Annotated in this window: 20 protein-coding genes; 10 read left to right on the top strand and 10 right to left on the bottom strand. The window is 60.5% G+C overall.

Annotated elements, in window-relative coordinates; genetic code table 11:
- Positions 1-84: 84 nt before the first annotated feature.
- The gene (locus tag K0H48_RS01400; protein WP_219266083.1) at positions 85-522 is read right to left on the bottom strand and encodes a helix-turn-helix domain-containing protein; all 438 of its coding nucleotides are present in this window, start codon (positions 520-522) and stop codon (positions 85-87) included.
- A gap of 108 nt (positions 523-630) precedes the next feature.
- Here K0H48_RS01400 and K0H48_RS01395 point away from each other — a divergent pair, with 108 nt between their 5' ends.
- The 3 genes from K0H48_RS01395 (at position 631) to K0H48_RS01385 (ending at position 4,438) form a co-directional block, all read left to right on the top strand.
- Positions 631-1,413 (top strand): SDR family oxidoreductase, encoded by a 783-nt coding sequence (locus K0H48_RS01395; protein ID WP_219266082.1) that lies wholly within the window; start codon positions 631-633, stop codon positions 1,411-1,413.
- A 127-nt stretch (positions 1,414-1,540) separates the two neighbouring features.
- Positions 1,541-3,637 (top strand): bifunctional diguanylate cyclase/phosphodiesterase, encoded by a 2,097-nt coding sequence (locus K0H48_RS01390; protein ID WP_219266072.1) that lies wholly within the window; start codon positions 1,541-1,543, stop codon positions 3,635-3,637.
- A 54-nt stretch (positions 3,638-3,691) separates the two neighbouring features.
- Entirely contained in the window at positions 3,692-4,438 is a 747-nt protein-coding gene (locus K0H48_RS01385) for an SDR family oxidoreductase (RefSeq protein ID WP_219266070.1), read from the top strand.
- A 12-nt stretch (positions 4,439-4,450) separates the two neighbouring features.
- Here the strand turns inward: K0H48_RS01385 and K0H48_RS01380 are convergent, their stop codons facing one another.
- From K0H48_RS01380 to K0H48_RS01365, 4 genes are all read right to left on the bottom strand, one after another.
- Positions 4,451-4,828: a hypothetical protein gene (locus K0H48_RS01380; protein WP_219266066.1), complete on the bottom strand. Its 378-nt coding sequence runs from the start codon at positions 4,826-4,828 to the stop codon at positions 4,451-4,453.
- A gap of 182 nt (positions 4,829-5,010) precedes the next feature.
- A complete protein-coding gene (gene mapR / locus K0H48_RS01375) occupies positions 5,011-6,420 on the bottom strand; it encodes a GntR family transcriptional regulator MpaR (protein WP_065906638.1) in 1,410 nt (469 codons plus the stop codon).
- 157 nt (positions 6,421-6,577) lie between these two features.
- Entirely contained in the window at positions 6,578-7,987 is a 1,410-nt protein-coding gene (ccoG, locus tag K0H48_RS01370; RefSeq protein WP_219266065.1) for a cytochrome c oxidase accessory protein CcoG, read from the bottom strand.
- A 184-nt stretch (positions 7,988-8,171) separates the two neighbouring features.
- On the bottom strand, positions 8,172-8,411 hold the full coding sequence (locus tag K0H48_RS01365) for a DUF3203 family protein (RefSeq protein ID WP_138817490.1): 240 nt from the start codon (positions 8,409-8,411) through the stop codon (positions 8,172-8,174).
- Positions 8,412-8,532: 121 nt separating this feature from the next.
- Here K0H48_RS01365 and K0H48_RS01360 point away from each other — a divergent pair, with 121 nt between their 5' ends.
- Positions 8,533-9,030, top strand: coding sequence for an MgtC/SapB family protein (locus tag K0H48_RS01360; RefSeq protein WP_138817491.1), 498 nt, complete (start codon positions 8,533-8,535; stop codon positions 9,028-9,030).
- Between the two features lie 8 nt (positions 9,031-9,038).
- Here K0H48_RS01360 and K0H48_RS01355 read toward each other — a convergent pair whose 3' ends face one another.
- Entirely contained in the window at positions 9,039-9,590 is a 552-nt protein-coding gene (locus tag K0H48_RS01355) for a hypothetical protein (RefSeq protein WP_219266064.1), read from the bottom strand.
- A gap of 176 nt (positions 9,591-9,766) precedes the next feature.
- Entirely contained in the window at positions 9,767-9,934 is a 168-nt protein-coding gene (locus tag K0H48_RS01350) for a hypothetical protein (protein ID WP_178112673.1), read from the bottom strand.
- A 203-nt stretch (positions 9,935-10,137) separates the two neighbouring features.
- Between K0H48_RS01350 and K0H48_RS01345 the strand changes: the two genes are divergently transcribed.
- The 4 genes from K0H48_RS01345 (at position 10,138) to K0H48_RS01330 (ending at position 19,079) form a co-directional block, all read left to right on the top strand.
- A complete protein-coding gene (locus K0H48_RS01345) occupies positions 10,138-12,126 on the top strand; it encodes an alpha-1,4-glucan--maltose-1-phosphate maltosyltransferase (RefSeq protein ID WP_219266062.1) in 1,989 nt (662 codons plus the stop codon).
- A 153-nt stretch (positions 12,127-12,279) separates the two neighbouring features.
- Positions 12,280-15,627: a maltose alpha-D-glucosyltransferase gene (treS, locus tag K0H48_RS01340; protein ID WP_219266053.1), complete on the top strand. Its 3,348-nt coding sequence runs from the start codon at positions 12,280-12,282 to the stop codon at positions 15,625-15,627.
- Positions 15,624-17,861 carry a 1,4-alpha-glucan branching protein GlgB gene (gene glgB, locus K0H48_RS01335; RefSeq protein ID WP_219266052.1) on the top strand — a complete coding sequence of 746 codons (2,238 nt, stop codon included), beginning with the start codon at positions 15,624-15,626 and terminating at the stop codon, positions 17,859-17,861. Before treS ends, glgB begins: the two co-directional genes overlap by 4 nt.
- A 51-nt stretch (positions 17,862-17,912) precedes the next feature.
- Positions 17,913-19,079, top strand: a complete 1,167-nt coding sequence (locus K0H48_RS01330; protein ID WP_219266050.1) for a GGDEF domain-containing protein — start codon at positions 17,913-17,915, stop codon at positions 19,077-19,079.
- A 4-nt stretch (positions 19,080-19,083) separates the two neighbouring features.
- Here the strand turns inward: K0H48_RS01330 and K0H48_RS01325 are convergent, their stop codons facing one another.
- The 3 genes from K0H48_RS01325 to K0H48_RS01315 form a co-directional block, all read right to left on the bottom strand.
- On the bottom strand, positions 19,084-21,270 hold the full coding sequence (locus K0H48_RS01325) for a GAF domain-containing protein (protein ID WP_219266048.1): 2,187 nt from the start codon (positions 21,268-21,270) through the stop codon (positions 19,084-19,086).
- A 162-nt stretch (positions 21,271-21,432) separates the two neighbouring features.
- Entirely contained in the window at positions 21,433-22,284 is an 852-nt protein-coding gene (locus K0H48_RS01320; RefSeq protein WP_138817498.1) for a CAP domain-containing protein, read from the bottom strand.
- An 81-nt stretch (positions 22,285-22,365) separates the two neighbouring features.
- Positions 22,366-23,580, bottom strand: a complete 1,215-nt coding sequence (locus K0H48_RS01315) for an MFS transporter (protein WP_219266046.1) — start codon at positions 23,578-23,580, stop codon at positions 22,366-22,368.
- A gap of 113 nt (positions 23,581-23,693) precedes the next feature.
- Here K0H48_RS01315 and K0H48_RS01310 point away from each other — a divergent pair, with 113 nt between their 5' ends.
- A complete protein-coding gene (locus tag K0H48_RS01310; RefSeq protein ID WP_219266038.1) occupies positions 23,694-24,599 on the top strand; it encodes a LysR family transcriptional regulator in 906 nt (301 codons plus the stop codon).
- A 20-nt stretch (positions 24,600-24,619) separates the two neighbouring features.
- Positions 24,620-25,291 carry a GNAT family N-acetyltransferase gene (locus K0H48_RS01305; protein ID WP_219266036.1) on the top strand — a complete coding sequence of 224 codons (672 nt, stop codon included), beginning with the start codon at positions 24,620-24,622 and terminating at the stop codon, positions 25,289-25,291.
- The last annotated feature ends 237 nt before the right edge of the window (positions 25,292-25,528 follow it).

Raw genomic sequence — 25,528 nt, 5'->3', positions numbered from 1 at the left:
AGATTGTAAAAACAACTCAAGCACAGGTGGCGACTGTCACCGTGGCAAGGGAGCTTGCTCCCTCGCTACAACAGCCCGCTCTCGTCACTCCTCGGCACACCGCCGATCAAAATCCGCCCGCGCCTGTTCAATCTCTTCCAGGTTGTTAGCGGCCCAGACCCACACGCCACAAAAGGCGGCGCTCAGCGTAAAACCGAGCGGGGTCAGGCTGTACTCGACTTTGGGCGGAACTACCGGGTAAATCTTGCGTACTACCAGGCCATCTCGCTCCATGGCGCGCAGGGTCTGGGTGAGCATTTTCTGGCTGACGCCTTCGACGCGTTCACTCAAGCGAGTGAAGCGCAGTGGTGTGGTTTCGGTCAGCGCTTCGAGGATCAACAGGGTCCATTTGTCGGCAACGCGGCCGATCAGGTTGGTCACCAACGGCGCAATGCGCGGGTCCAAGTCCTTGGGCGGTGTTTGCCTCGCGTAGAACTGGGCGGCGGCAATCTGTTCGTCGGTAAAGTCTGGAGGTCTATTCACCGCTGCACACTCTCTTTTTGGTAAGTATGGATATTTTGGGTGCCTACTTTCCTATACGCAGTGTAGCGCTCAAGCTTCAGACAAGTGACCCACCTTTGGAGTACCTCGATGAAGATGAGCGGACGAACAGTGCTGATAACCGGCGGTTCAAGCGGAATCGGGCTTGAACTGGCGCGCCAGCTTTTGGCGCGGGGCAATACCGTGATTGTGACGGGCCGTGATCAAGCCAGGTTGGACAGTGCGCGGCAACGCCTGCCGCAGGTGCATACGATTCAAAGCGATGCGCGTGATCCGGCCAGTATCCAAGCGCTGTTTTTGTCGGTGTCCAGTCAATTTCCCGCGCTGGATACGCTGGTCAATAACGCGGGTGTGATGCGCAATATCAAATTGTACGCAGCCCGCTCGCTGGAGGATTTGACTGACGAAATCGAGGTCAACCTGAATGCGCCGATGCGGATGGTCCAGCAGTTTTTGCCTTTTTTGCTCAAGCGGCCCAACAGCGTGATCATCAACATATCGTCGGGGCTTGCGTTTGTGCCGTTTCCGGCGGCGCCTATCTACAGCGCCTCGAAGGCGGCCTTGCACGCGTATTCGCAGTGCTTGCGAGCACAGCTTCGTGACAGCACCGTCAGTGTTATCGAGATTGCGCCGCCAGGTACTGAAACACCCTTGTTAAGGGCTGAATTCGCGAACGAGATGAAGAACGAAAAAGGCATGGATCCGGCGCTGATGGTGCGCCAATGCATCCGGCAAATTGAAGCCGGGCAATTGGAAGTATGCCCGGGCCTGAGCAAGGTGTTGAAGGTGGCCAGCCGTGTTGCGCCGGGGCTGATATTCAAGCAGATGATCCGTCTCAGCGGGTTGAAGCCAGTGGCATCTCAAGGTCAGTAGATTGGCGTCAAAATGCCACTAATGGCCCCTTGGTAATTAATCAAACCGGCAATAATTATTCTCGCTACAATCGCCCGCTTTGCCACTTGGCACGGGCGTTTCAGGCCCGTCAGTCTTGAGAAGTCCCATGCTGATCGGTAGTTATTCCCCCTCTCTGGTCGTGATCTCACTGTGTGTGGCGATCCTCGCGTCCTACACCGCGTTGGACCTGGCCGGCCGTATTGCGACCGCCAAGGGCCGTGCGGTGTACCTGTGGATGGCCGGTGGGGCAATGGCCATGGGCGTGGGCGTGTGGTCCATGCACTTTATCGGCATGTTGGCGTTGCGCCTGCCCTTTGCCCTCGGGTTTGACCTGGGCATTACCGCGCTGTCGTTATTGATCGCCGTATTATCCAGTGGCTTTGCACTGTGGCTGGTCAGCCAGCCGCGTCTGCCGGCCTGGCAACTGGCGTTTGGCGCGCTGGTGATGGGTGCCGGCATTGCCAGCATGCACTACACCGGCATGGCCGCGATGCGCATGACCCCGGGTATCGACTACGACCCCGCGCTGTTTGGCGCTTCGTTGTTGATCGCCGTGGTGGCGTCCGGTGCGGCTTTGTGGATCGCTTTCAACCTGCGGCGCAACACGCCTTACGTACGCCTGGCGCGAGGTGGCGCTGCAGTGGTGATGGGCATTGCAATCGTCGGTATGCACTACACCGGCATGGCTGCCGCACGCTTTGATGACAACAGTTTCTGTGGCGCCGCGCTGACGGGCCTGAGTGGCAAAGGCTTGGATAACCTGGTGCTGGTCACTTCGCTGGCCGTCTTGATCATTGCACTGTTGACCTCATTGCTCGACGCTCGCCTCGAAGCACGCACGGCCGTACTGGCCGATTCGCTGACCCTGGCCAACCAGGAGCTTACCCACCTGGCCCTGCATGACATGCTCACCGGTTTGCCTAATCGCACCTTGCTCGCCGACCGTATTCAACAAGCCGTACAAACCGTCAGGGAACAGGGCGGTTGTTTTGCGTTGATGTTTATCGACCTGGACGGTTTTAAACCGGTCAATGATGCATTTGGCCATCACCTGGGTGACCAATTGCTGCGCGAAGTCGGTTTGCGTCTGCGCGAAGACCTGCGCAGCCAGGACACCTTGGCGCGCATCGGCGGTGATGAGTTTGTGTTGCTGGTGCAGCTGACTCAGCCGGACGACGCCCTGGACTTGGCCGAGCGCCAGGTCGGCTTGATCAACCGCGCGTTCAAGGTGGCCGAGCATGAACTGAAGATCTCCGCGAGTATTGGTATTGCCCTGTTTCCCGGCAACGGCGGCAACCCCCAGGAACTGTTGATGAACGCTGACGCTGCGATGTACCACGCCAAGGGCATGGGCAAGAACGGCTACAGCTTCTTTGATGTGTCGATGAACACCAATGCGCGCAAACAGCTGCAGTTGTTGCAGGACTTGCGCAACGCCGTTGAGCACCAACAGTTCCGCCTCTACTACCAGCCCAAGTTCGACGCACTCAGCGGTATTGCGGTGGGCGCCGAAGCGTTGTTGCGCTGGGAGCATCCACAGCAGGGGCTGTTGTTGCCGGCGATGTTTATCGAGCTGGCGGAAAAAACCGGGTTGATCATTCCCATCGGCGAATGGGTGCTCAATGAGGCTTGCCGCCAGATGGCCGTGTGGTATGCGCAGGGTTATGAAGACTGGCGCATTGCGGTCAACCTTTCGGCATTGCAGTTCTGCCATGCAGGGCTGGTCAAGAGTGTCGCGGCGGCGCTGGAACGTCACCAGTTGCCGGCCAACAGCCTGACCCTGGAAATCACCGAAACCACCGCCATGAGCGATGCCGATGCGAGCATGACCGTGTTGCAGCAGTTGTCGGACATGGGCGTTGACCTGTCCATCGACGACTTTGGCACCGGTTATTCGAGCCTGATGTACCTTAAGCGCCTGCCCGCCAACGAGCTGAAGATCGACCGAGGTTTTGTGCGCGACCTGGAACACGACAGCGACGACGCTGCCATCGTCTCGGCCATTGTCGCCCTCGGCCAGGCACTTGGGCTGCGCATTGTTGCCGAAGGCGTGGAGACCGATGTGCAGCAGAGTTTCCTCACCCGGCTGGGGTGCAACTCCCTGCAAGGCTATTTGCTGGGGCACCCATTACCGGCCGAGGGTTTTATGGCCGATATCCAACGCGCCGAAAACGCCATAGCGCCTGACAAAAGCCGTGGATGACGGGTATTCTTGGATCCAACCTTAAACCGTTGGTTTATTCAGGAGACCGCACGCATGGACAAAGTCGTCATCATCACCGGGGGCAGCCGTGGTATCGGCGCCGAGACGGCCTTGCTGGCTGCACGCCAGGGCTATCGAATTTGCATCAACTTCCAGTCCGATGAGGCCGCCGCCCAGCGTGTGCTGGACCAAGTGCGCGCCTTGGGCGCACAAGCCATTGCGGTGCGCGCCGACGTCAGCATCGAAGATGAAGTGATCGCTTTGTTCAACCGCGTTGACGCCGAGCTTGGGCGCGTGACGGCTCTGGTCAACAACGCCGGCACCGTGGGGCACAAGTCGCGGGTCGATGAAATGTCCGAGTTTCGCATCCTAAAAATCATGAAGACCAATGTATTGGGGCCGATCCTGTGCGCCAAGCAGGCGGTGCTGCGCATGTCGCCCAAGCATGGCGGGCAGGGCGGCAGCATCGTTAACGTGTCGTCGGTGGCAGCACGCCTGGGTTCGCCGGGCGAATATGTCGACTATGCCGCGTCCAAGGGCGCACTCGACACCTTCACCATTGGCCTGTCCAAAGAGGTGGCGGGTGAGGGCATTCGCGTTAACGCTGTGCGCCCTGGCTACATCTTTACCGACTTTCACGCCTTGAGCGGTGACCCGGATCGGGTCAGCAAGCTGGAGTCCGGCATTCCCATGGCCCGTGGCGGGCGCCCGGATGAAGTGGCCGAAGCGATTATCTGGCTGCTGTCGGACAAGGCTTCGTATACCACCGGCACCTTCCTCGATTTGGGCGGCGGCCGTTAGCACGTCGGGCGTTCAGGTTGGCAGGTCGCGCAACACTTCGTAGCCATGACGGGAGAATGCCGTAAGCAGGCTGGCTTCAGAGTCTGCGACAGCGCCATAACCGCTGCGGTCGAAACCGTCGATATGACCATTGCGGCTATGGCTGGCGTTGAGCGTGCGGTCATCGACGTTGTCGAGAAACCGCAACGCCTTGTCCAGATAGTAGGCTGCATTTGCTCTGGACGTCGGGTCGGTGTTGGCGTCAGTCCAGTCACCGACCTGCAGTTTGAGGTCATCACCAATTTGGTAGTGATCACGGCCTTCAAGAAAGCGCCTGACGATGACGCTCTGTTTGATGATGCTGTCTGCCGAGCGATGATCAATTTTCAGGCGGCCTGTAGGGCCAGTCATTTTCCGCACTTGCCGCTGTTCGGCTGCGCGCATGTAATGTGGAGGGGTCGGTAGCCTGAGGACGCTGGACGTAACGGAGTTGCACATGATGAAAACCTGCGGATTGAACCAAGGGAGACGCAGCATTGCCAGGGAGGACAGAGCGCCCATTTGTGTGGCTCGCTCTGCAGATGGGTTCCTGCTCAAAAGGACCGCACAATGCGTCCCAATGTTTCCATGGCCTTTTCCGATGCCTCGGTCCACGGGCTGCCGTAGTTCAAGCGAATGCAATTTCTGAAGCGCTGGGTCGCCGAAAAAATTGGCCCCGGCGCAATGCTGATGCCCTGGGCCAGGGCCATCTGGAACAGCTTCAACGAATCGGTTTGCTCCGGCAGTTCCAGCCACAGGAAATAGCCGCCGGCTGGCTGGCTGACCCGCGTCTGTGCCGGGAAATACCGGGCGATGGCGGCCAGCATGGCGCTCTGCTGTTCTTCCAGGGCGTAGCGTAATTTACGCAGGTGGCGGTCATAGCCGCCGTGTTGCAGGTAGTCGGCAATCGCCGCCTGGGCCGGCATCGAGGGACACAGCGAGGTCATCAGCTTCAGGCGTTCCACCTTCTGCGCATAGCGCCCGGCCGCAACCCAGCCGACGCGATAGCCGGGCGCCAGGCTCTTGGCGAAGGAGCCGCAGTGCATCACCAGCCCTTCGGTGTCAAAGGCCTTGGCCGGTTTTGGCGCGTGCTGCCCGTAATACAACTCGGCGTATACATCGTCCTCGATCAACGGCACCTGATGGCTGCGCAACAGTTCTACCAGTGCCTGTTTTTTCGCCTCTGGCAGGGTGGCACCCATGGGGTTCTGGAAGCTGGTCATGGTCCAGCAGGCTTTGATCGGGTAGCGCTCCAGGGTTTGCGCCAGGGCATTGAGGTCGATGCCGTCACGCGGGTGCACGGGGATTTCCACCGCCTTGAGTTTCAGGCGTTCGAGCACTTGCAGGCAGGCATAGAACGCCGGGGCTTCGATGGCGACCAGGTCGCCCGGTTCGGTCACCGCTTGCAGGCACAGGTTCAGCGCTTCGAGGGCACCGTTGGTGATCAGCAGCTCTTCCATCGGCAGCATCAGGCCGCCGACCATGTAACGCAGGGCAATCTGGCGGCGCAGTTGCGGGTTGCCCGGCGACATGTCGGTGACCACAAGACGCGGGTCCATCTCGCGGCTGGCACTGGCCAACGAGCGTGCCAGGCGTGGCAACGGGAACAGCATGGGGCTGGGGAACGCGGAGCCGAACGGCACGGTGTTGGGGTCCTTGATGGAGTCGAGCACTGAGAACACCAGCTCACTCACATCGACTTCGGTGGACTCGTGCACGTGTTCACTCACCACCGGCTCGGAAAACGGGCTGGGCGCGTGAGTGTTGACGAAGTAGCCGGAGCGCGGCCGCGCGCGGATCAGGCCACGGCGTTCCAGCAGGTAGTAAGCCTGGAACACCGTGGACGGGCTGACGCCGTAAGTCTGACTGGCGTAGCGCACCGACGGAACCCGTTGCCCAGGGCCGAGGACGCCGGAGCGGATCAGTTCTGCGATGTCATCGGCGAATTTTTCGTAGCGTTTCATGGGGGCCTGATTAACTTTCTAAAATTGAACGCCGACTCAATGTGGGAGCGGGCTTGCTCGCGAAAGCGGTGTATCAGTCACAGTTATCTAAACTGACCCGGCGCCTTCGCGAGCAAGCCCGCTCCCACATTTGGATCTCCATGTATTAAACGAGAACTCAACGGTTCAACGGCGCCACAAAACGACTGTCCGCTGCACTGTAAATCCACGGTTCATCCACATCCACAACCTTGAAGCGCAAGGTCTGCGAGCTGCTCGCCGGTTTATCGGCCAACAACGCCACCGACACCGGCACGTCGCTGATTTCTCCCGGTGCCAGGCTGAGCTGGGTCTTGCCTTGCAACTGGAAGCCCTCGGCGTCCACCAGTTCCAGGCGGTAGTCCTGGCGCTGCTGGGTCTTGTTGATGACCTTCAAGCTGTAGATGTTTTCGATCAGCCCCAGGCTGTTTTCACGGAACATGCCGCGGTCCTTGGTCACGTCCAGCGACACCATTGGCCGTTCGATCAAGGCCACCACCAAGGCGGCGATCATCACCAGCAGCACGGCACTGTAGCCGATCAGGCGTGGCCTGAGCAGGTGGGTTTTGCCGCCTTGCAGTTGATGTTCGCTGGTATAGCTAACGAGACCACGGGCATAGCCCATCTTGTCCATGATCGAATCGCAGGCATCGATGCACGCCGCGCAGCCGATGCATTCCATTTGCAGGCCGTCACGAATGTCGATGCCGGTGGGGCATACCTGCACGCACAGTTGGCAGTCGATGCAGTCCCCCAGCCCAACCTGCGCCGGATTCACCTCGCGTTTGCGCGGGCCACGGCTTTCGCCACGCGCCGCATCGTAGGAAATGGTCAAGGTGTCTTTGTCGAACATCACGCTCTGAAAGCGCGCATACGGGCACATGTGCATGCACACCGCCTCGCGCAGCCAGCCGGCGTTGAGGTAGGTGGCTGCGGTAAAAAACAGCACCCAGAACAGGCTCACGCCGCCCATTTGCCAGGTCAGCAACTCGGTGGCCAGCGGGCGGATTGGCGTGAAGTAGCCGACAAAGGTCAGCCCGGTCAGCACGCTGATAGCCAGCCACAGCGTGTGTTTGGCCGAACGCCGCGCCAATTTGTTCAGGCTCCAGGGCGCCGCTTGCAGTTTGATGCGTTGGTTGCGCTCACCTTCAGTGACCTTTTCACACCACATGAACAGCCAGGTGAACGAGCTTTGCGGGCAGGTGTACCCGCACCACACGCGGCCGGCAAATACGGTGATTGCAAACAGGCCGAACGCGCAGATGATCAACAGCGCCGACAGCAGGATGAAATCCTGGGGCCAGAAGGTGGCGCCGAAGATGTGGAATTTGCTTTCGGCCAAGTCCCACAGTACGGCTTGGCGCCCGGACCAGTTCAGCCACACAGTGCCAAAAAACGCCAGGAACAGCACAGCGGCGCCACTTACACGCAAGGTGCGGTACAGGCCGGTAAAACTGCGGGTATGGATCAGGTTGTCACTGGATTTGGCCTTCACCTTCTTTGGGTGTATGGGCTCAAAGGTGTCCACGGTTGGGATTCTTTCGCTCATGGTCGTTCGCTCATCAGCCTCCATCAGGCCAATGAACTATGAACGTCAGGCTGTTTGCATAACAGACTCAGGTGGGTCTATAAAAAGCAGATCAGATGGGCTTTTTATCCGCCCCTGCGACAATGTGCTGCACCCCGTGGCGCCTGGGGCGCAGCTGTCTTGCGCGCGGGCTGATACAGATCAATCAAATCACCGAATCACTGTCGGTCGCTTTCAAGTGTTTGCGACCGTCCGTGGCACCGGCGACGGTCAGGGCGTCCGCTTCGGCTTCAGTGATGTAGACCCGATCACCTTTGAGCTCTACAAACGACATGGATTTGGCGCTGTCGGTACTCACCGTCACATCAGCGGCAGGCAGGGCGTGTTCCTGGCCGTCATCAGTGACCTTGAAAAAGCACGTCTGGTTGTCGATACGTACAGGCATGGTGTTCTCCTTTTTCATGGGCAGGTATGGGTTAGGGCGTCGCATTGTGCCGGGTGTTCCAGGCAACTGACTGGCGGTCGGCGCTGTCTATCGGCTAACGACAATAAAACGGATGACGACCATGGACGCCTGGTGGCAAGAAGTGCTTCAAACCCTGCACGCCGAATTCGCTGACATCGCCGATGCAAAGCAGCTCACGCAGATAACTGTTCGCCTGCTGATTGCCGCGATCCTGGGCGGTATCCTGGGGTTTGAGCGTGAGCACAAGGGCAAGGCGGCGGGGGTTCGCACCCACATGCTCGTGGCCTTGGGCGCTGCACTGTTTGTGCTGGTGCCGCAGATGTCAGGCAGCCAGTCGGATGCGATGAGCAGGGTATTGCAGGGGGTCATCGCCGGCATCGGCTTCCTGGGTGCCGGCACTATCCTCAAGGGCAAAGAGGATGAAGAGGGCCAGCACGTTAAAGGTCTTACCACTGCGGCCGGGTTGTGGATGACCGCTGCGATCGGCGTGGCGGCAGGTGTCGGGCGTGAATCAACGGCGGTCTTGAGTACTCTGCTGGCGCTGGTTGTACTGAGCTTGATGCCCAAAGTCGTCAAGCTCTTCGAGAAGGAACATTGAGTCCGAGATCAATGAGCCTGCATCCTTGATCTAATGTGTGTTGGTTTGAGCGCTTCGGTGATGGTGTTCATATCCATTACCGTTTGGGCTGTGTCCTTCACGCACCCAGTCAGTTGCTCGAATGCGCCTGCCGTGCCTCTGCAAAACTCATAGATATGGTGGAAACCATCATCGTCCTTGCCCGATATCAACTTTAGGATTAAGGCGATTTTCTGTTTGTCATAAGCCGCATGATAGTCGTTGAAATACAGTTGGGTGGACAATTTTACGCAGTCCTCGTCGCTGTTTTTTTGCAGAAACTCGCCGATGTCCGTCAGCAGGTGAGCAACTTCATCGGCATCTGGTTCTTTCAACATGGCGTCGACACTTTCCTGGCTGAAATGCACGCGCATTTCATTGAGGACTTTACGCGACTTCAGGTCGTTGGGGGCGCGCAAAACCTGGGCGATATCGTCCTCTGTGAGGCTAGCTTTAAACTCATTGAGATAACGCCGGCTGATAGAAATCTGCGAATCTACATGGTTGTGGTGGTGGCCCTGCTTCACATTGAGGTCCGACATGGTATTAACCTGCTCGCGTTTTATAAGGGAAAAATGAAAGTTGCTCCAGTAATCGCGAGTAGGACTGTAGCAATAGGCGCATAGGCGAGATGTAGGCCATTTCACCTGTGCGCGCAGGGTATTGCTCTTTTAGGCAGGCACTTGATGCCGAGTACGCGTATGAGTGAGGGTGTTGATCAACCGGATTGAACAATCACCGGCGGCATGGTCGTGGGCGGTTCCTCTACCGGTGGCGGCACGTTTTCCGGCGGTTCCTTCTCCGGGATCGGTTGCGGTTCACTCGGCGGCAGGGTTGGATTGTCGATATTCGGGTCCGGGGTTTCAGCCGGGATCGGGATATTCATCGGTATGGCCTCCTTTGTGCTTTGCTCTATCGGTGGACAACCGCCGGGCAGGTTTGATTCCCGCCCAATGGCGGTACATCCACCTGAACTTTTCAGCGCAGCCTAGGCTCGGACCTATTACGGCCCTGCTCAGGGAGAGCGTCGCCGTCTCAGAATTCGGATCAAGCAAAGAGCGTCCACAGGGCGTAAGGGGAAGATGCTCGATGACTGCTGAAACACTGACTCCAGAAGATTCCATATTGCCGCTGTCCCAGGCCTTGCTGTTGCCCAGGATCGCGATTGAAAGCACCACGCCCGTCATTGACGGCGGTGAATTTGCAGTGAAGGCCGTGGTGGGCCAGCGCGTCAACGTCACCAGCAAGGTGTTCGCCGACGGCCATGACAAGCTTGCTGTGCTGATCCGCTGGCGCCCGCTGCAGGACGAAAGCTGGCACAGCGTGGTGATGAGCGATGTCGGCAACAATGGCTGGGAAGGCGCGTTTACCGTGGCCGAGCAAGGCCCGCACGAATACTGCATCGAAGCCTGGATAGATACGTTTGCGAGCTTTTGCTACGAGTTGCGCAAAAAGCATGAGGCCGGTGTGCCGGTCAGCCTCGAACTGCAGGAAGGCCGCAGCCTGGTATTGCAAGCCGCCGAGCGCAGTGACAATGAGTTGCGCGACCGCCTGATGCTGCTGCACCACGAACTGTCGGGCCTGCTGGAAACCGAGCAGGTCGCGCAGTTCCTGCACGAAGACAGTGCACATTTGATGACCCAGGCCGACCACCGCGCCTACTTGAGCATCAGTACCGTATACCCGATCGACGTTGAGCGTGAAGCCGCGCAATTTGCCAGTTGGTACGAGCTGTTTCCGCGCTCGATCACCGACGATCCGGCGCGCCACGGCACCTTTAATGACGTGCATGCACGGCTGTCGATGATCCATGACATGGGTTTTGACGTGCTGTATTTTCCGCCGATCCACCCGATCGGGCGCAGCCATCGCAAGGGCAAGAATAACTCACTGACCGCAGGCGCCGATGATCCCGGCAGCCCTTATGCGATCGGTAGCGAGGAGGGCGGCCATGAAGCCATCCACCCGCAGTTGGGCAGCCGCGACGACTTTCGCCGGCTGGTCAAGGCCGCCGCCGAGCATGGCCTGGAAATCGCCCTCGACTTTGCCATCCAGTGTTCCCAGGACCACCCGTGGCTCAAGCAGCATCCAGGCTGGTTCAACTGGCGCCCGGACGGCACGATCAAATACGCCGAGAACCCGCCGAAGAAATACCAGGACATCGTTAACGTCGACTTTTACGCCGCCGACTCGATCCCAAGCCTGTGGACCGAACTGCGCGACATTGTTGTGGGGTGGGTGCAAGAGGGCGTGAAGACCTTTCGAGTGGATAACCCGCACACCAAGCCACTGCCATTCTGGCAATGGCTGATCAGTGACGTGCGCTCCAGGCACCCGGAGGTGATCTTCCTCGCCGAAGCCTTCACCACGCCGGCGATGATGGCGCGCCTGGGTAAGGTCGGTTATTCCCAGAGCTACACCTATTTCACTTGGCGTAATACCAAGGCCGAGTTGAGCGAGTACTTCACGCAGTTGAACGAATCGCCGTGGCGCGAGTGTTTCCGGCCGAACTTCTTTGTGAATACCCCGGATATCAACCCAGGTTTTCTGCACGAATCCGGACGCCCAGGCTTTCTGATTCGCGCCGCGCTGGCCACCATGGGCTCGGGCTTGTGGGGCATGTATTCGGGGTTTGAACTGTGCGAAGCGGCGCCGGTGCCGGGCAAAGAGGAATACCTGGACTCGGAGAAATACGAGATCCGCCCCAGGGACTTCACCGCGCCCGGCAACATCATTGCCGAGATCGCCCAGCTCAACCGCATTCGTCGGCAGAACCCGGCGCTGCAGACGCATCTGGGCTTGAAGCTCTATAACGCCTGGAACGACAACATCCTGTACTTCGGCAAGCGCAGTGACGATGGCAGCAATTTTATCCTGGTGGCGGTCAACCTCGACCCGTTCAATGCCCAAGAGGCCCATTTCGAATTGCCTCTGTGGGAGCTGGGCTTGCCGGACGACGCCCAGACCCAAGGCGAAGACCTGATGAATGGGCATCGCTGGACCTGGTACGGCAAGAACCAGTGGTTGCGCATCGAGCCGCAGATGCCATTCGGCATATGGCGTATCACCGTCTCCTGATCGGATGAAGATCAACCTGTGGGAGCGGGCTTGCTCGCGAAAGCGGAGTGTCAGGCAATACATCTGTAACTGATCCACCGTATTCGCGAGCAAGCCCGCTCCCACACTGACGGCGTCCAGACCCTAGATTTTCCAGTGTTCCAGGAGTTTCCAATGGCGAAGAAACCCACCCCAGCCACGTTCATCAAAGACCCGCTCTGGTACAAGGACGCGGTGATCTACCAAGTTCATGTCAAATCCTATTTCGACTCCAATAACGACGGTATCGGCGACTTCCCCGGCCTGATCGCCAAGCTCGACTACATCGCCGATCTGGGCGTCAACACCATTTGGCTGCTGCCGTTCTACCCGTCGCCACGTCGCGACGATGGTTACGACATCGCCGAGTACCGTGGTGTGCACAGCGACTACGGGACCATGGCCGACGCCAAGCGCTTTATCAGCGAGGCGCACAAACGCGGCCTGCGGGTGATCACTGAACTGGTGATCAACCACACCTCCGACCAGCACCCCTGGTTCCAGCGGGCGCGCAAGGCCAAGCCGGGTTCGGCGGCGCGGGACTTCTACGTGTGGTCCGATGACGACCAGAAGTACGACGGCACCCGCATCATTTTTCTCGACACCGAAAAGTCCAACTGGACCTGGGACCCGGTCGCCGGCCAGTACTTCTGGCACCGTTTCTACTCGCACCAGCCGGATCTGAACTTCGATAACCCGCAAGTCATGAAAGCCGTGCTGTCGGTGATGCGCTACTGGCTGGACATGGGCATCGACGGCCTGCGTCTGGACGCGATTCCCTACCTGATCGAGCGCGATGGCACCAACAACGAGAACCTGCCGGAAACCCACGGCGTGCTCAAGCAGATCCGCGCCGAGATCGACGCGCATTACCCCGACCGCATGCTGCTGGCCGAAGCCAACCAGTGGCCGGAAGACACTCAACTGTATTTTGGTGACAAAAAAGGCGACGACGGCGACGAATGCCACATGGCTTTTCACTTCCCGCTGATGCCGCGCATGTACATGGCGCTGGCCCAGGAAGATCGCTTCCCGATTACCGATATTTTGCGCCAGACCCCGGAAATACCCGCCAACTGCCAATGGGCAATCTTCCTGCGCAACCACGATGAATTGACCCTGGAGATGGTCACCGACAAAGAGCGCGACTACCTGTGGAACTACTACGCCGCCGACCGCCGCGCGCGCATCAACCTGGGCATTCGTCGGCGTCTTGCGCCGCTGATGGAGCGTGACCGTCGCCGCGTTGAACTGCTCAACAGCCTGTTGCTGTCGATGCCCGGCACGCCGACCTTGTACTACGGCGATGAAATCGGCATGGGCGACAACATCTACCTGGGCGACCGCGACGGCGTGCGCACGCCGATGCAATGGTCCATCGACCGTAACGGCGGCTTCTCACGCGCCGACCCGGCCAGCCTGGTGTTGCCGCCGATCATGGACCCGCAATATGGCTACCTGTCGGTCAACGTTGAAACCCAGGCCCAGGACCCGCATTCGCTGCTGAATTGGACCCGGCGCATGTTGGCCGTGCGTAAACAGTCCAAGGCCTTTGGTCGCGGCAGCCTGAAAATGCTCTCGCCGAGCAACCGCCGCATCCTGGCATACACCCGCGAGTTCACCGGCGACGATGGCCGCACGGAAATCATTCTGTGTGTGGCCAACGTGTCGCGCAGCGCCCAGGCGGCTGAGCTGGATTTATCCGCTTTCGCCGGCATGGTGCCGGTGGAGATGCTCGGCGGTAACGCGTTCCCGCCCATCGGCCAGCTGAATTTCCTGCTGACTTTGGCGCCGTACGGTTTCTATTGGTTTGTGCTGGCGGCCGAAAACCAGATGCCTAGTTGGCATGTGGAACCGGCGCAGAGCATCCCGGATTTCACCACGCTGGTGCTTAAACAACGCATGGAAGAGTTACTTGATGAGCCGTGCCGCACCACGTTGGAACACACCTCGCTGCCGGTATGGTTGCCCAAGCGGCGCTGGTTCGCGGGCAAGGATGCGACCATCGAGCGGGTGCAGATCAGCTACGGCGTGCGCTTTGGCGACCCGCAGCACCCGGTGCTGCTCAGCGAAGTCGAGGTAACCAGCGGCGGCCAGGTGAGTCGTTATCAGTTGCCGTTCGGTTTCCTCGCCGAAGACCAGTTCACCAGTGCGTTGCCCCAGCAACTGGCGCTGGCCCGCGTACGCCGGGGCCGCCAGGTCGGGCTGGTGACCGACGCCTTCAGCCTGGAACACTTTATCCGTGCGGTGATCCAGGGTTTGCAGGCGGGCACCGTGTTGGCCACCGACGAAGGCGATTTGCGCTTTGAAGCCACGCCGCACCTGGCTGCGCTGCAACTGAGTGATGACTCCCAAGTGCGCTACCTGTCTGCCGAGCAGTCCAACAGTTCGGTGGTGGTGGGTGAAAGCCTGGTGCTCAAGTTGATCCGCAAAGTCAGCACCGGGGTCCACCCGGAGCTGGAAATGAGTGCCTACCTGACGGCGGCCGATTACCCGAATATTTCGCCGTTGCTGGGCTCGATGATTCGTCGCGATGGCGAAGGGCAAGACAACCTGTTGATGATTGCCCAGGGCTATCTGAGCAACCAGGGCGATGCCTGGAGCTGGACCCAGAACAACCTGGAGCGCGCCATTCGCGACGAGTTGGCCGAAGCGATTTCCGAGCAGGAGCAACACTACAACGCCTTGGGCGAACTGCAGGATTTTGCCGGCTTGCTCGGCCAGCGCCTGGGCGAAATGCACGCGGTACTGGCGGCGAAAACCACCAACAAAGACTTCAAGCCCGAGACCACCACGGCCAAGGACACCCAGGCGTGGGCCAAGGACATCGGCGCACAGATCGACCGCGCGCTGCACTTGTTAAAACTTCATCAAAGCCAGTTGAACCCCGCCGATCAGGCGCTGGTCAGTGAAATGCTGGGGCAGAAAAAAGCGCTTGCCGGCAGCATCCAGGCCCTGGCGAAAGCCACGGCCGGCGGCTTGCGGATTCGCGTCCACGGTGACTTGCACCTGGGCCAGGTGCTGGTGGTGAAAGGCGATGCGTACTTGATCGATTTTGAAGGTGAACCTGCGCGCCCTCTGCATGAGCGTCGCGGCAAGCACAGCCCGTATAAAGATGTGAGTGGTGTGTTGCGCTCGTTTGATTACGCCGCCGCCATGGCCCTGAATGTGCAAGGTGTGGATCATTCACCGCAAGCGGATACCGCCCGCAAGCGCGTGACTGACCGTTACCTGAGTGAAGCGCGCAGCGCATTTATCCAGGCTTATCATCAGGCTACGTCTACACTGGCGCATGAATGGCAGGATGCCAAAGGCCAGGACGCAGCGCTGACGTTGTTCAGCCTGGAGAAGGCCGCGTACGAAGTGGCTTACGAAGCGGAAAATCGCCCGACCTGGTTGCCGGTGCCCCTGCTAGGGTTGCACGGTTTGCTCAGCGGGCTGCTACCTATATCGAAGACTGCACGCGGTGAGGAGACGTCATGAGTTTTACACAGAGAGAACCGCTGCAAGCGAAGTTGACCGCCATGCCGGCGCCCAAGGATGTAGAAGCGCTGGTGCGCGCTGAACACCCGGACCCTTTTTCCATCCTGGGGCCGCATGATGACGAGCAGGGCGGGCAATTTATCCGCGCGTTCCTGCCCGAAGCCTTGAGCGTCCAGGTGTTGGCCCGCGATAGCGTTGAAGCCATCGGCAGCCTGGACGCGACTCAGGTGCCGGGGTTGTTTGTCGGGCATTTTTCCACGCGTCAGGGCTACCTGCTGAAGATTCAGTGGGCCGGCGGTGAGCAGATCACCGAAGACCCCTACAGCTTCAGCCAATTGCTGCTGGGTGAGATGGATTTGTACCTGTTTGCCGAAGGCAATCACCGTGACCTCAGCAGTTGCCTGGGGGCGCAGGTGACCAGCGTCGACGGCGTGCAAGGCGTGCGCTTTGCGGTGTGGGCGCCAAATGCGCGGCGTGTGTCGGTGGTGGGTGACTTCAATATCTGGGACGGCCGCCGCCATCCGATGCGCCTGCGGCATCCGTCCGGCGTATGGGAGATCTTTATCCCGCGCCTGCAAGCGGGTGCAGCCTACAAGTACGAGATTCTCGGCGCCCATGGGATCCTGCCGCTCAAGGCCGACCCGATGGCGCTTGCGACTCAATTGCCGCCCGACACCGCCTCGAAAGTCGCCGCGCCGTTGCAGGTCGACTGGCAAGACCATGAATGGATGCAGGCGCGTGCCGACAAGCAGAAGGCCTCGGCGCCGTTGTCGATCTATGAGCTGCACGTGGGTTCCTGGCAGTGTGAACTCGATGAGGCCGGTGAAGTGTCGCGCCAATATGGCTGGCGCGAACTGGCCGAGCGCTTGATTCCCTATGTGCAGCAATTGGGCTTTACCCATATCGAGCTGATGCCGATCATGGAACACCCGTTCGGTGGCTCCTGGGGTTACCAGGCGCTGTCGCAGTTTGCACCGAGCGCACGCTTTGGCTCGCCGGAAGACTTCGGGTTTTTCATCAACGCCTTGCACCAGGCTGACATCGGCGTGATTCTGGACTGGGTGCCGGCGCATTTTCCTACCGATACCCACGGCCTGGCGCAGTTCGATGGTACGGCGCTGTACGAATACGCCAACCCGCTGGAAGGTTTTCACCAGGACTGGGACACGCTGATCTACAACCTGGGCCGCACCGAAGTGCATGGTTTTATGCTGGCTTCGGCGCTGCATTGGCTTAAACACTTCCACATCGACGGTTTGCGCGTGGATGCCGTCGCCTCGATGCTGTATCGCGATTATTCGCGTAAAGCCGGGGAGTGGGTGCCTAACCGCCATGGCGGTCGCGAGAACCTGGAGGCCATCGACTTTCTGCGCCATCTCAATGATGTGGTCGCGCTGGAAGCGCCGGGCGCGCTGGTGATCGCCGAAGAGTCCACGGCCTGGCCGGGCGTGAGCCAGAGCACGCAGCAGGGCGGCCTGGGCTTCAACTACAAGTGGAACATGGGCTGGATGCACGATTCGCTGCATTACATCCAGCAAGACCCGGTGTACCGCGCCCATCATCACAATGAGCTGAGTTTCGGCCTGGTGTATGCGTGGTCCGAGCGGTTTATCCTGCCAATCTCCCACGACGAAGTGGTGCACGGCAAGCATTCGCTGATCGACAAGATGCCCGGCGACCGCTGGCAGAAGTTCGCCAACCTGCGCGCGTACCTGAGCTTTATGTGGATGCACCCCGGCAAGAAGCTGCTGTTTATGGGCTGCGAGTTCGGCCAATGGCGCGAGTGGAACCACGACCAGCAGTTGGACTGGTACTTGCTGCAATACCCTGAACACCGCGGCGTGCAGAAACTGGTCGGCGACCTTAATCGCCTGTACCGCGAAGAACCGGCGCTGCATGAGCAGGACGATGCGCCGCAAGGCTTCCAATGGCTGATTGGCGACGACGCGATCAACAGCGTCTATGCCTGGCTGCGCTGGAGCAAGGACGGCAAGCCGGTGCTGGTGGTGGCCAACTTCACGCCGGTGCCACGTGAGGGCTATGCGGTCGGTGTGCCGTTTGCCGGACGCTGGAGTGAGGTGATCAACAGCGATGCCGACACCTATGCCGGCTCCAATTATGGCAACGGCGGCGAAGTGTTCACCCAAGAGGAGCCGCGCCATGGGCAGTCGGTGTCGCTGTCGCTGAATCTGCCACCTTTGGGCGTGTTGATTCTTCGACCGGAGCCGCTTTAAGGGCTCTAGCGTGGTGGATTCTGTTGTCCGCTCTACTGGCAGGGTGCCACAATGGCGCCTTTGTCGTGGCAGTCGAAGCAGGCGTATTTCATGAACGGCCTTGGGCGTGGGCAAGACCCGGATGAACTTATCGAACAGCAGGTGCGAACCGACCGTTTGCACCAACTGTTTCGCCAATCGTTCTCGGCTATTTTCGGCAGCTATCTGGGCGCCGTCATGCTCTGCTGGCTGTGCTGGAGCCGGTTTGACCACAAGGTCATGCTGGTCTGGCTGGCAGTGCTGGCGGTGACATCGCTGGTGCGCGTCAAGCTGTTCACCGACTGGTTTCGCTGCCCCGACAGCGAGCGCACACCCGAACGCTGGGAGCGCCGCTATTGGGTCACGCTGATGCTGTCAGCCGGCACCTGGGGCCTCGGCGCCCTGGCCGTGATGCCGCCGGATGATCGCGTCTCCCAAGTGCTGGTCATGCTGTTTACCGTGGGCATGTCGGTCAGCGCGGTGTCGTGTTATTCGGCCTATCGCTATATGACCCTGGGCTCCATGGCGCTGGTGCTGTTGCCATGTACCCTGTGGTTGCTGTTCCAGCCGGCGCCGATGCAAGTGGGTGTGGCGATTGCAGTGCTGGTGTTTTCGACCTTTGTGGTCAGCGCCACACGCAAGCTCTCGGATGCATTGGAGAAAGCCTTCCGCCTGACCCGGCAAATGGAACGTGCCCACCATATCTCCACGCGTGCCGCGCAGACCGACGAACTCACCGGGCTGATGAACCGTCGCGCGTTTTTCGAACATGCCCACCTGCTGTACGCGCAATGCCGCCATAACCAGCAGCCGCTGAGCGCGCTGATGCTGGACATGGACCACTTCAAGGACATCAACGACACTTACGGCCACCAGGCCGGTGACCAGGTGTTGCGCCAGATTGGCGGGGTGATCAGCGCGTCGTTTCGCCAGGCCGACGTCTATGGTCGGCTCGGTGGTGAAGAATTCGCGGTGTTGCTGCCCAACACCTCGCTGGAGACCGCAAGGGGCATCGCCGAGCAACTGGTCCTGGCGATTTCGGGCCTGACCTCCGAACCGGTAAAGGGCTTGACCGCCAGCCTCGGTGTGGCCACCACCCGCAGCCTTGATCAGGACTTGCACAGCCTGATGAACAACGCCGACAAAGCGCTGTACCGCGCCAAGGCCATGGGCCGTAATCAGGTGGCCGTCGCGCAGTAGCGCCTCACTCCTTGAGCATTGACCTGGCCAATGCCCGCGCTACTTGGTCGGCGGAGTAGGGCTTGGGGAGAAACTCGAAGCCTTCATAGCCGCTGTCAGCCAGTTCTTCGCTGTAGCCCGACGTGAGCACCACCGGCAAATCGGGGCGGCGCTGGCGCAGCAGTTTGCTCATGGCCACGCCGGTCATGCCGGGCATTACTACATCGGAAAAAATCGCGTCAAACGCCATGCCGTCCGGGCCGGCCAGCGCAAGTGCCTGCTCGGCATCGGTAGCCCAGGTGGTTCGGTAGCCCAGGTCCTGCAGGATCTGGTTGGCGAAGCGCCCAACCTCAAGGTTGTCTTCCACGATCAGGATGTGGCGCGCCGCAGTGTCGGGCACCGGGCCTTGGTCTTCCTGTACCGGGCAGGCCTGCACTGCCACAGGTTCCGCCTCGGGTAGATACAGGGTAAACACGCTGCCCTGGCCGAGGTTGCTGGTAACGTCGACGTTGCCACCGGACTGTTTGGCAAACCCGAACACCTGGGACAAGCCAAGCCCGGTGCCTTTGCCTACCGCCTTGGTGGTGAAGAACGGTTCGAAAATACGCTCGACGGTGTCGACGGCAATGCCGCTGCCGGTGTCAGCCAGCGCGATACTTACAAAGGGCTGGCTTGATTCGGCATCGCCACGGATGCGCGGCAGCTTTGCGATGTGGGCGACGCTCAGCGTCAGGGTGCCTTGGCCCTCCATGGCATCGCGGGCATTGAGCGCGATGTTGATCAGGGCGGTTTCAAACTGGCTGGAGTCGACGCGCACATGGCACGGACGCTGCGGCAGTTCCAACTGCACGCGGATACGCGCACCGGTGAGGCTTTCGAGCATCTCGCCGATGTTCTTGACCCGCAGGCTTACATCGAAGACTTCCGGGTTCAGCGGCTGGCGGCGCGCAAAGGCGAGCAATTGGCTGGTCAGTTTGCTGGCGCGCTCGACGGTGTCGGACACCGCGCTCATGTAGCGTTGGCGACGTTCTTCGGACAACCCCGGCTGGCGCAGAAAATCCACCGAGGAGCGGATGATGGTCAGCAGGTTGTTGAAGTCGTGGGCCACGCCGCCGGTCAACTGGCCGATGGCTTCGAGCTTCTGCGACTGGCGCAACGCGGCTTCGGCCTGGGCCAGCGCCAAGGTGCGTTCTTCGACGCGCTGCTCCAGGGTGGTGTTGAGTTCGGCAAAGGCTGCCAGGCCTTCACGCACATGGGCATCGGCGCGCACGCGCTCGATATGCGCCCAGGAGCGCTCGGTGACTTCGCGCAGCAACGCCAGGTCGTAGCTCGACCACAACCGTGGGAGTTTATCGTGTACCGCCATCAAGGCCGTCAGCCGGCCATTCTTGATCAGGGGCATGCAGATCGTGGCGCTGACGCCCAGTGCCTGAAAGGACGCCGATTCTTCTGGTGGCAGTTCACGTACGTTGTCATGGATCACCAGTGGCTCACCGGCCCGCAGGCACTTAACCGCTGTTTCGCCGAAGGCCGCCAGGCTGTAGCGGCCGATGATGCTGGGCGAACCCGGTGCCACCCAATTGTCGCGAATGGTGAAGCCGTCTTCATCGGCATCCATATCGGCGTAGGCACAGTTGCTCACCTGCAGGTGTTCGGCGACCAATTGGGTGGTGCCGGTCAGGATGGTTTCGGCATCGGCCGCATTGGCCACCGTGTGGCTGATGGCATCCAGCACGGACAGGCGGCGGGCGAGGAATACCGTGGTAGTGGTTTCCGACACGGTGTCGAGAATGCCGACCACCTTGCCCTCGCGGTCACGAATTGGGCTGTAGCAAAAGGTAAAGTACGCCTGGTCCCGCGTCGGGCCGCGTTCAATCACCAGGGGGAAATTTTCGATGTAGGTGGCATGGCCTTGGAAGGCGGCATCGGCAATAGGGCTGATATCCGCCCACACCTCATGCCATACCTCGCTGAACGGGCGGCCCAACGCTTCGGGCTTGGTGCCCAGTATCGGAATGAATGCGTCGTTATAGAGCGTGATCAACTGCGGCCCCCAGACAATCGCCTGGGGAAAGCTCGATGCGAAGCACAGCGCTACGGTGGTCTTGAGCACGTCGGGCCACTGCTCCAGCGGGCCCAGCGGCGTGTTGCCCCAGTCGTGCTGGCGAACCCGCTCAGCCATGTCGCTGCTGCTTTGCAGCCAATTCATCATTGCGAGAACACCTTGTTTACCACGGTCTGTCGAGGGCCTGAAGCGGTCAGGCTAACAAGCAACAGACCGGATTGAATGCTGCCAGTTCAGCACGATTATCCAGGTGATAGCAATTTGATGTTCTATCCAAATGAATGGGCCTGCAATCGTGCCTGAAAGCGCCTATTGCGCGCCGAGAACCCCCGTCCAATAAATGCCCGCATCACTTTTGGGGTCCATGGCGTAGGCCGCGCCCAATTCACGAAATTGCGGGTTCATCAAATTGGCGCAATGCCCGGGGCTGGCGAGCCAGCCGTCCACCACCTTGCGCGGGTTGTCGAGGCCGGCGGCGATGTTTTCACCGATGTTTTTTGCGATGTATCCGGCCAATTCCGCACGATCGCCAGGCGTACGGCCGTCATGATCCAGGTGGTCGAAGAAATTGCCATTGGCCATGTTGCGCGAATGGCTGTTGGCGGCGTTGGCCAGGTCATCATTCCACGACAGCGGCGTCGTTGCGGTAAACGCCTGGGTGCCGCATTGGCGCGGTTGCTGACGGGCAGTGTTGACCAGATCGAGGAGTTTTTTGCCCTCGGTCTGCCAATCGCCAAGGCCGCTGGTGAGCAGCGGGCGTGCCAGCACGATGCGCCAGTCCTGGCCGCTGTTACTCACGCCGATATCGACAAATTGCGGGTCCAGCACCACGCGGCAGAAGCTTTCGCGCACCGCCTTCATCGCCGCCTGGGCGTCCTTGGGGCCGGAGAGGCTGATGGCCTGCACATTCACCATTGGGTACGCGGCCCGCGCCAGCGCCTGCTGCAAGTCGCCGACATTGGTGGCCGGCAGCACCAGCCGCGTATCGCTGGCCAGCGGTGGCAGTTCCTGGGAACCCTGGTTGCCGCAGCGCTGAACCTGGCTGCGGTATTCGTTGATCTGTTGTACCAACTGACTTTCTTCATTCGCCATCGCGCTGGCGCAGAACACCGAACTGGCGGCCAGCGTCGTCAGACCCATCATCAATGACAGCACGCGCATGGACGTTACCCTTGAGCTTGAAAGTGCCCATGATGCGCGAAGTAACCCGGTTTGGGGCAACGCCTTTTTTGTTTTTTTGCCTCAACGGGTGTTCTGCGGGCCGATAGTGGCGCGGTGGCGGCCCCAGGCAAAAGTGCTGGCGGTGACGATCAGGGCCAACGCCACGGCGAAGGTCAGGTGCAAGCCATGGGCGACACTGGGCGGCGCTGCGTGGGCCACATCGGGGCTGGCCCAGGCAAACACCGCGCCTAGGGCCCATGCACCAAGAATCAGGCCGAGGTTGCGCGACAGGTTCAGCAGGCCGGAGACGGTGCCTCGGCATGTCGGCGCGACGTCGCTCATCACCGCGGTGTTATTGGCCGCTTGAAACAGGCTGTAGCCGGTGGTGAGCAGGATCAGGGCGCCGAGGTAAGCCAGCAGTCCCGCCGCCAAAGACAGCGACAGCGCGCCCAGGGCCATGACGCCCAGGCCCGCGAGGGTTACGCGCTGGCTGCCCAGACGATCGGTGAGGCGGCCCGCCGGCACGCCGGTCAGTGCCGCCACACAAGGGCCGACGGCCATGGCCAGGCCCATCCAGGCCGGGTCCAACCCCAGCCCACGGGACAGGTAGAACGGCCCGACCACGAACGTGGCCATGATCACTGCCGCTACCAGCGCGCTCATCGCCAACCCGGCACGTAGCGACGGGTCTTGCAACGGCTGCCAGAAAGCACCGTCCGCTACGCGGGCGCTGGCCTCGCGATCTGCCGGTAAGTAATAAAAGGCGAGGGCGGCCGCCAACAGGCCCAGCGGCACACCGACCGCAAATAACGCGCGCCAGCCCCACAGGCTCAGCAACACCCCGCCGGCACTGGGGCCCATGGCGGTGCCAACTGCCGACATCGTGCCCAACAAGCCCATCACCTGTCCGGTGCGCGCCTTGGTTACCGTGTCGCCGACCAGGCCGAGGGTCATCGCCATCATGCTGGCGGCGCCCAACCCTTGCAGGGCGCGCGCGGCAATCAGCCATTCAAGCGATGGGGCTGCCGCGCACAGTGCGCACGCTACGGCGAACAACAGCAAGCCGGCGAGCAAGACGCGCTTGCGCCCGAAGCGATCACCCAGGCGGCCGGCGCCGACAATCACCGCCGTGATCGCCAGCAGGTAGGCGAGCACCACCCACTGCACGGCATGGAAGGATGCATCAAATGCCTGTGCCAGGCTGGGCAGGCCGACATTGGCGATGCTGGTACCTAAAGACGCCAGCAACATGGACAGCGACAAACTGACGAGCGCGGCGCGTGAAGAGCTGTGCATGGACGATTCCTTGAGTGAAGGCAACTGACACAACTCTACGGCGTGGCCTAATATGGCGGAAGACGCATGGGTTGCAGCTAATACCTGCATCAAACGCCTGATAAGGAGCGCGTATGCCCGACCTGAATCTGCTCATTACCTTGGATACGTTGCTCAGCGAGGGCAGTGTCGCCGCTGCCGCCAAGCGCCTGCGCCTGAGCCCTTCGGCCATGAGCCGTGCCCTGGCACGCCTGCGCGAAACCACCGGTGACCCCTTGCTGGTGCGCGCCGGGCGCGGGCTGGTGCCGACACCGCGCGCCGTCGAACTGCGTGAACAGGTCAGCCGTTTGGTGCAAGAGGCCCAGGCGGTGCTGCGCCCGGCGCAAGCGTTGGGCATGGGGCAGGTGGTACGCACGTTCACGCTGCGCTCCAGCGAGGAGTTTGTCGAAAACCTTGGCCCGGCGTTGCTCGCGCGTATCGCCCAGCAAGCGCCGGGCGTGCGCCTGCGTTTTGTCGACAAGAGCGACAAGGACTCGGCGCTGCTGCGCGAGGGCAGTATTGACCTGTCGATTGGCGTGGTCGACGCCAGCGCCAGCCCCGAGCTGCTGACCCAGGCGCTGTTCCGTGACCGGCTGATCGGTGTGGTCCGCAGCGGCCATCCGCTGAGCCAGGGTGACGTCAGCGCCGAGCGTTTTGCCCAGGGCCGGCATGTCTACGTGTCCCGCCGTGGGCTTGACCGTGGTCAGGTCGACGACGCGCTGCAAGCCCAAGGCCTGACGCGGGACATCAGCACCATCGTCGCCGGCTTTGCCACTGCCATCGCCCTGGCCCGCGACACCGACCTGATCGCCAGCGTGCCCGAACGCTACACCGCCCATCAGCGCGACGGGCTGCACAGCTTCGCGCTGCCGATAGTCGTCCCGCCGTTCACCGTGGCCATGCTCTGGCACCCGCGCCTGGACGCCGATGTGGCCCACCGCTGGTTGCGCAGCTGTTTGCGCGAGGTGTGCGGGCAGCAGGTACAATCACCACTGCCTTGACGCTAAACCCAGGAATTTGCATGTTCAGCCTTACCCGCTACACCACCGCGTGCCCCGAGCCGATCAACAGCCAGATCCTGCAGATGGTGGTAGACAACCTCACCGACATCAGCAGCGTGGCGTTGCCGCCGAGCAACCTGCTCTACAACATCTATCAATATGCCGTCGGTTACGAGGTGCACCTGTACCTTGAAGCGCTGAACGGCGCCAAGGGCATCGCGGTTGAACTGGTGGTGGCGATGCAGGAAGAACAGGTGATCGGCTTTTGCCTGTACTTGCCTGTCAAGGACGACCCACACGCTTGTGGCATTCCCTTTATGGCAGTGCAGGCCGGGCACCGGCGCCAGGGCGTGGCCCGCGCCATGCTTGGCGAGGTGCTGGCGCTTTATCCCCATGCAGAGTTGGCCTGCTCAGTGGAGAAAGTCCCGGCATTCCAAGCGCTGGGCTTTCAGCTGCGTGGCGCACGGGGCACCCAAGTGTTGATGAACACACGCGATTACGGCACCGATGGCTTGATGGGCGTGCTGGACGTGGCTGCGATCTACAGCTCGCTGGAGGTGCGGCAGATTCATACGTATTTGCTGCAAAAACATGGCAAGCGCGCGATGGTGGATGCAGAGAAGCAGCGTGATCGGCACTTGGATCATCTGACACGCAAGGTGCGGTTGTTTGTAAACCAGCATCTGGCCTGAATGTAGATAACCTCCCTTGGATATAGGTAGCTAACTATTTTATTTGGGTTGAGGTTTGTGGTTGTCGGGAGGGTGTTGTGTGTATATCCGTTGCTGCGGTGATGGCTACTTAGGGTTCCGCCCTGACGGCGGGTCACTTTTGTAAAGACCGGAATGCCGGCCCAGACAAAAGTAACCAAAAAGTCTTCGCCCCACCACTCGGTGCCTCGCCTAGGCTCGGCATGCCCTCACTCCGGC

This window comes from Pseudomonas sp. Xaverov 259, assembly GCF_019352915.1.
Classification (GTDB): Bacteria; Pseudomonadota; Gammaproteobacteria; order Pseudomonadales; family Pseudomonadaceae; genus Aquipseudomonas.
Note: the sequence above shows the minus strand (reverse complement) of the source record. Positions and strands in the feature narration are given on the sequence as shown.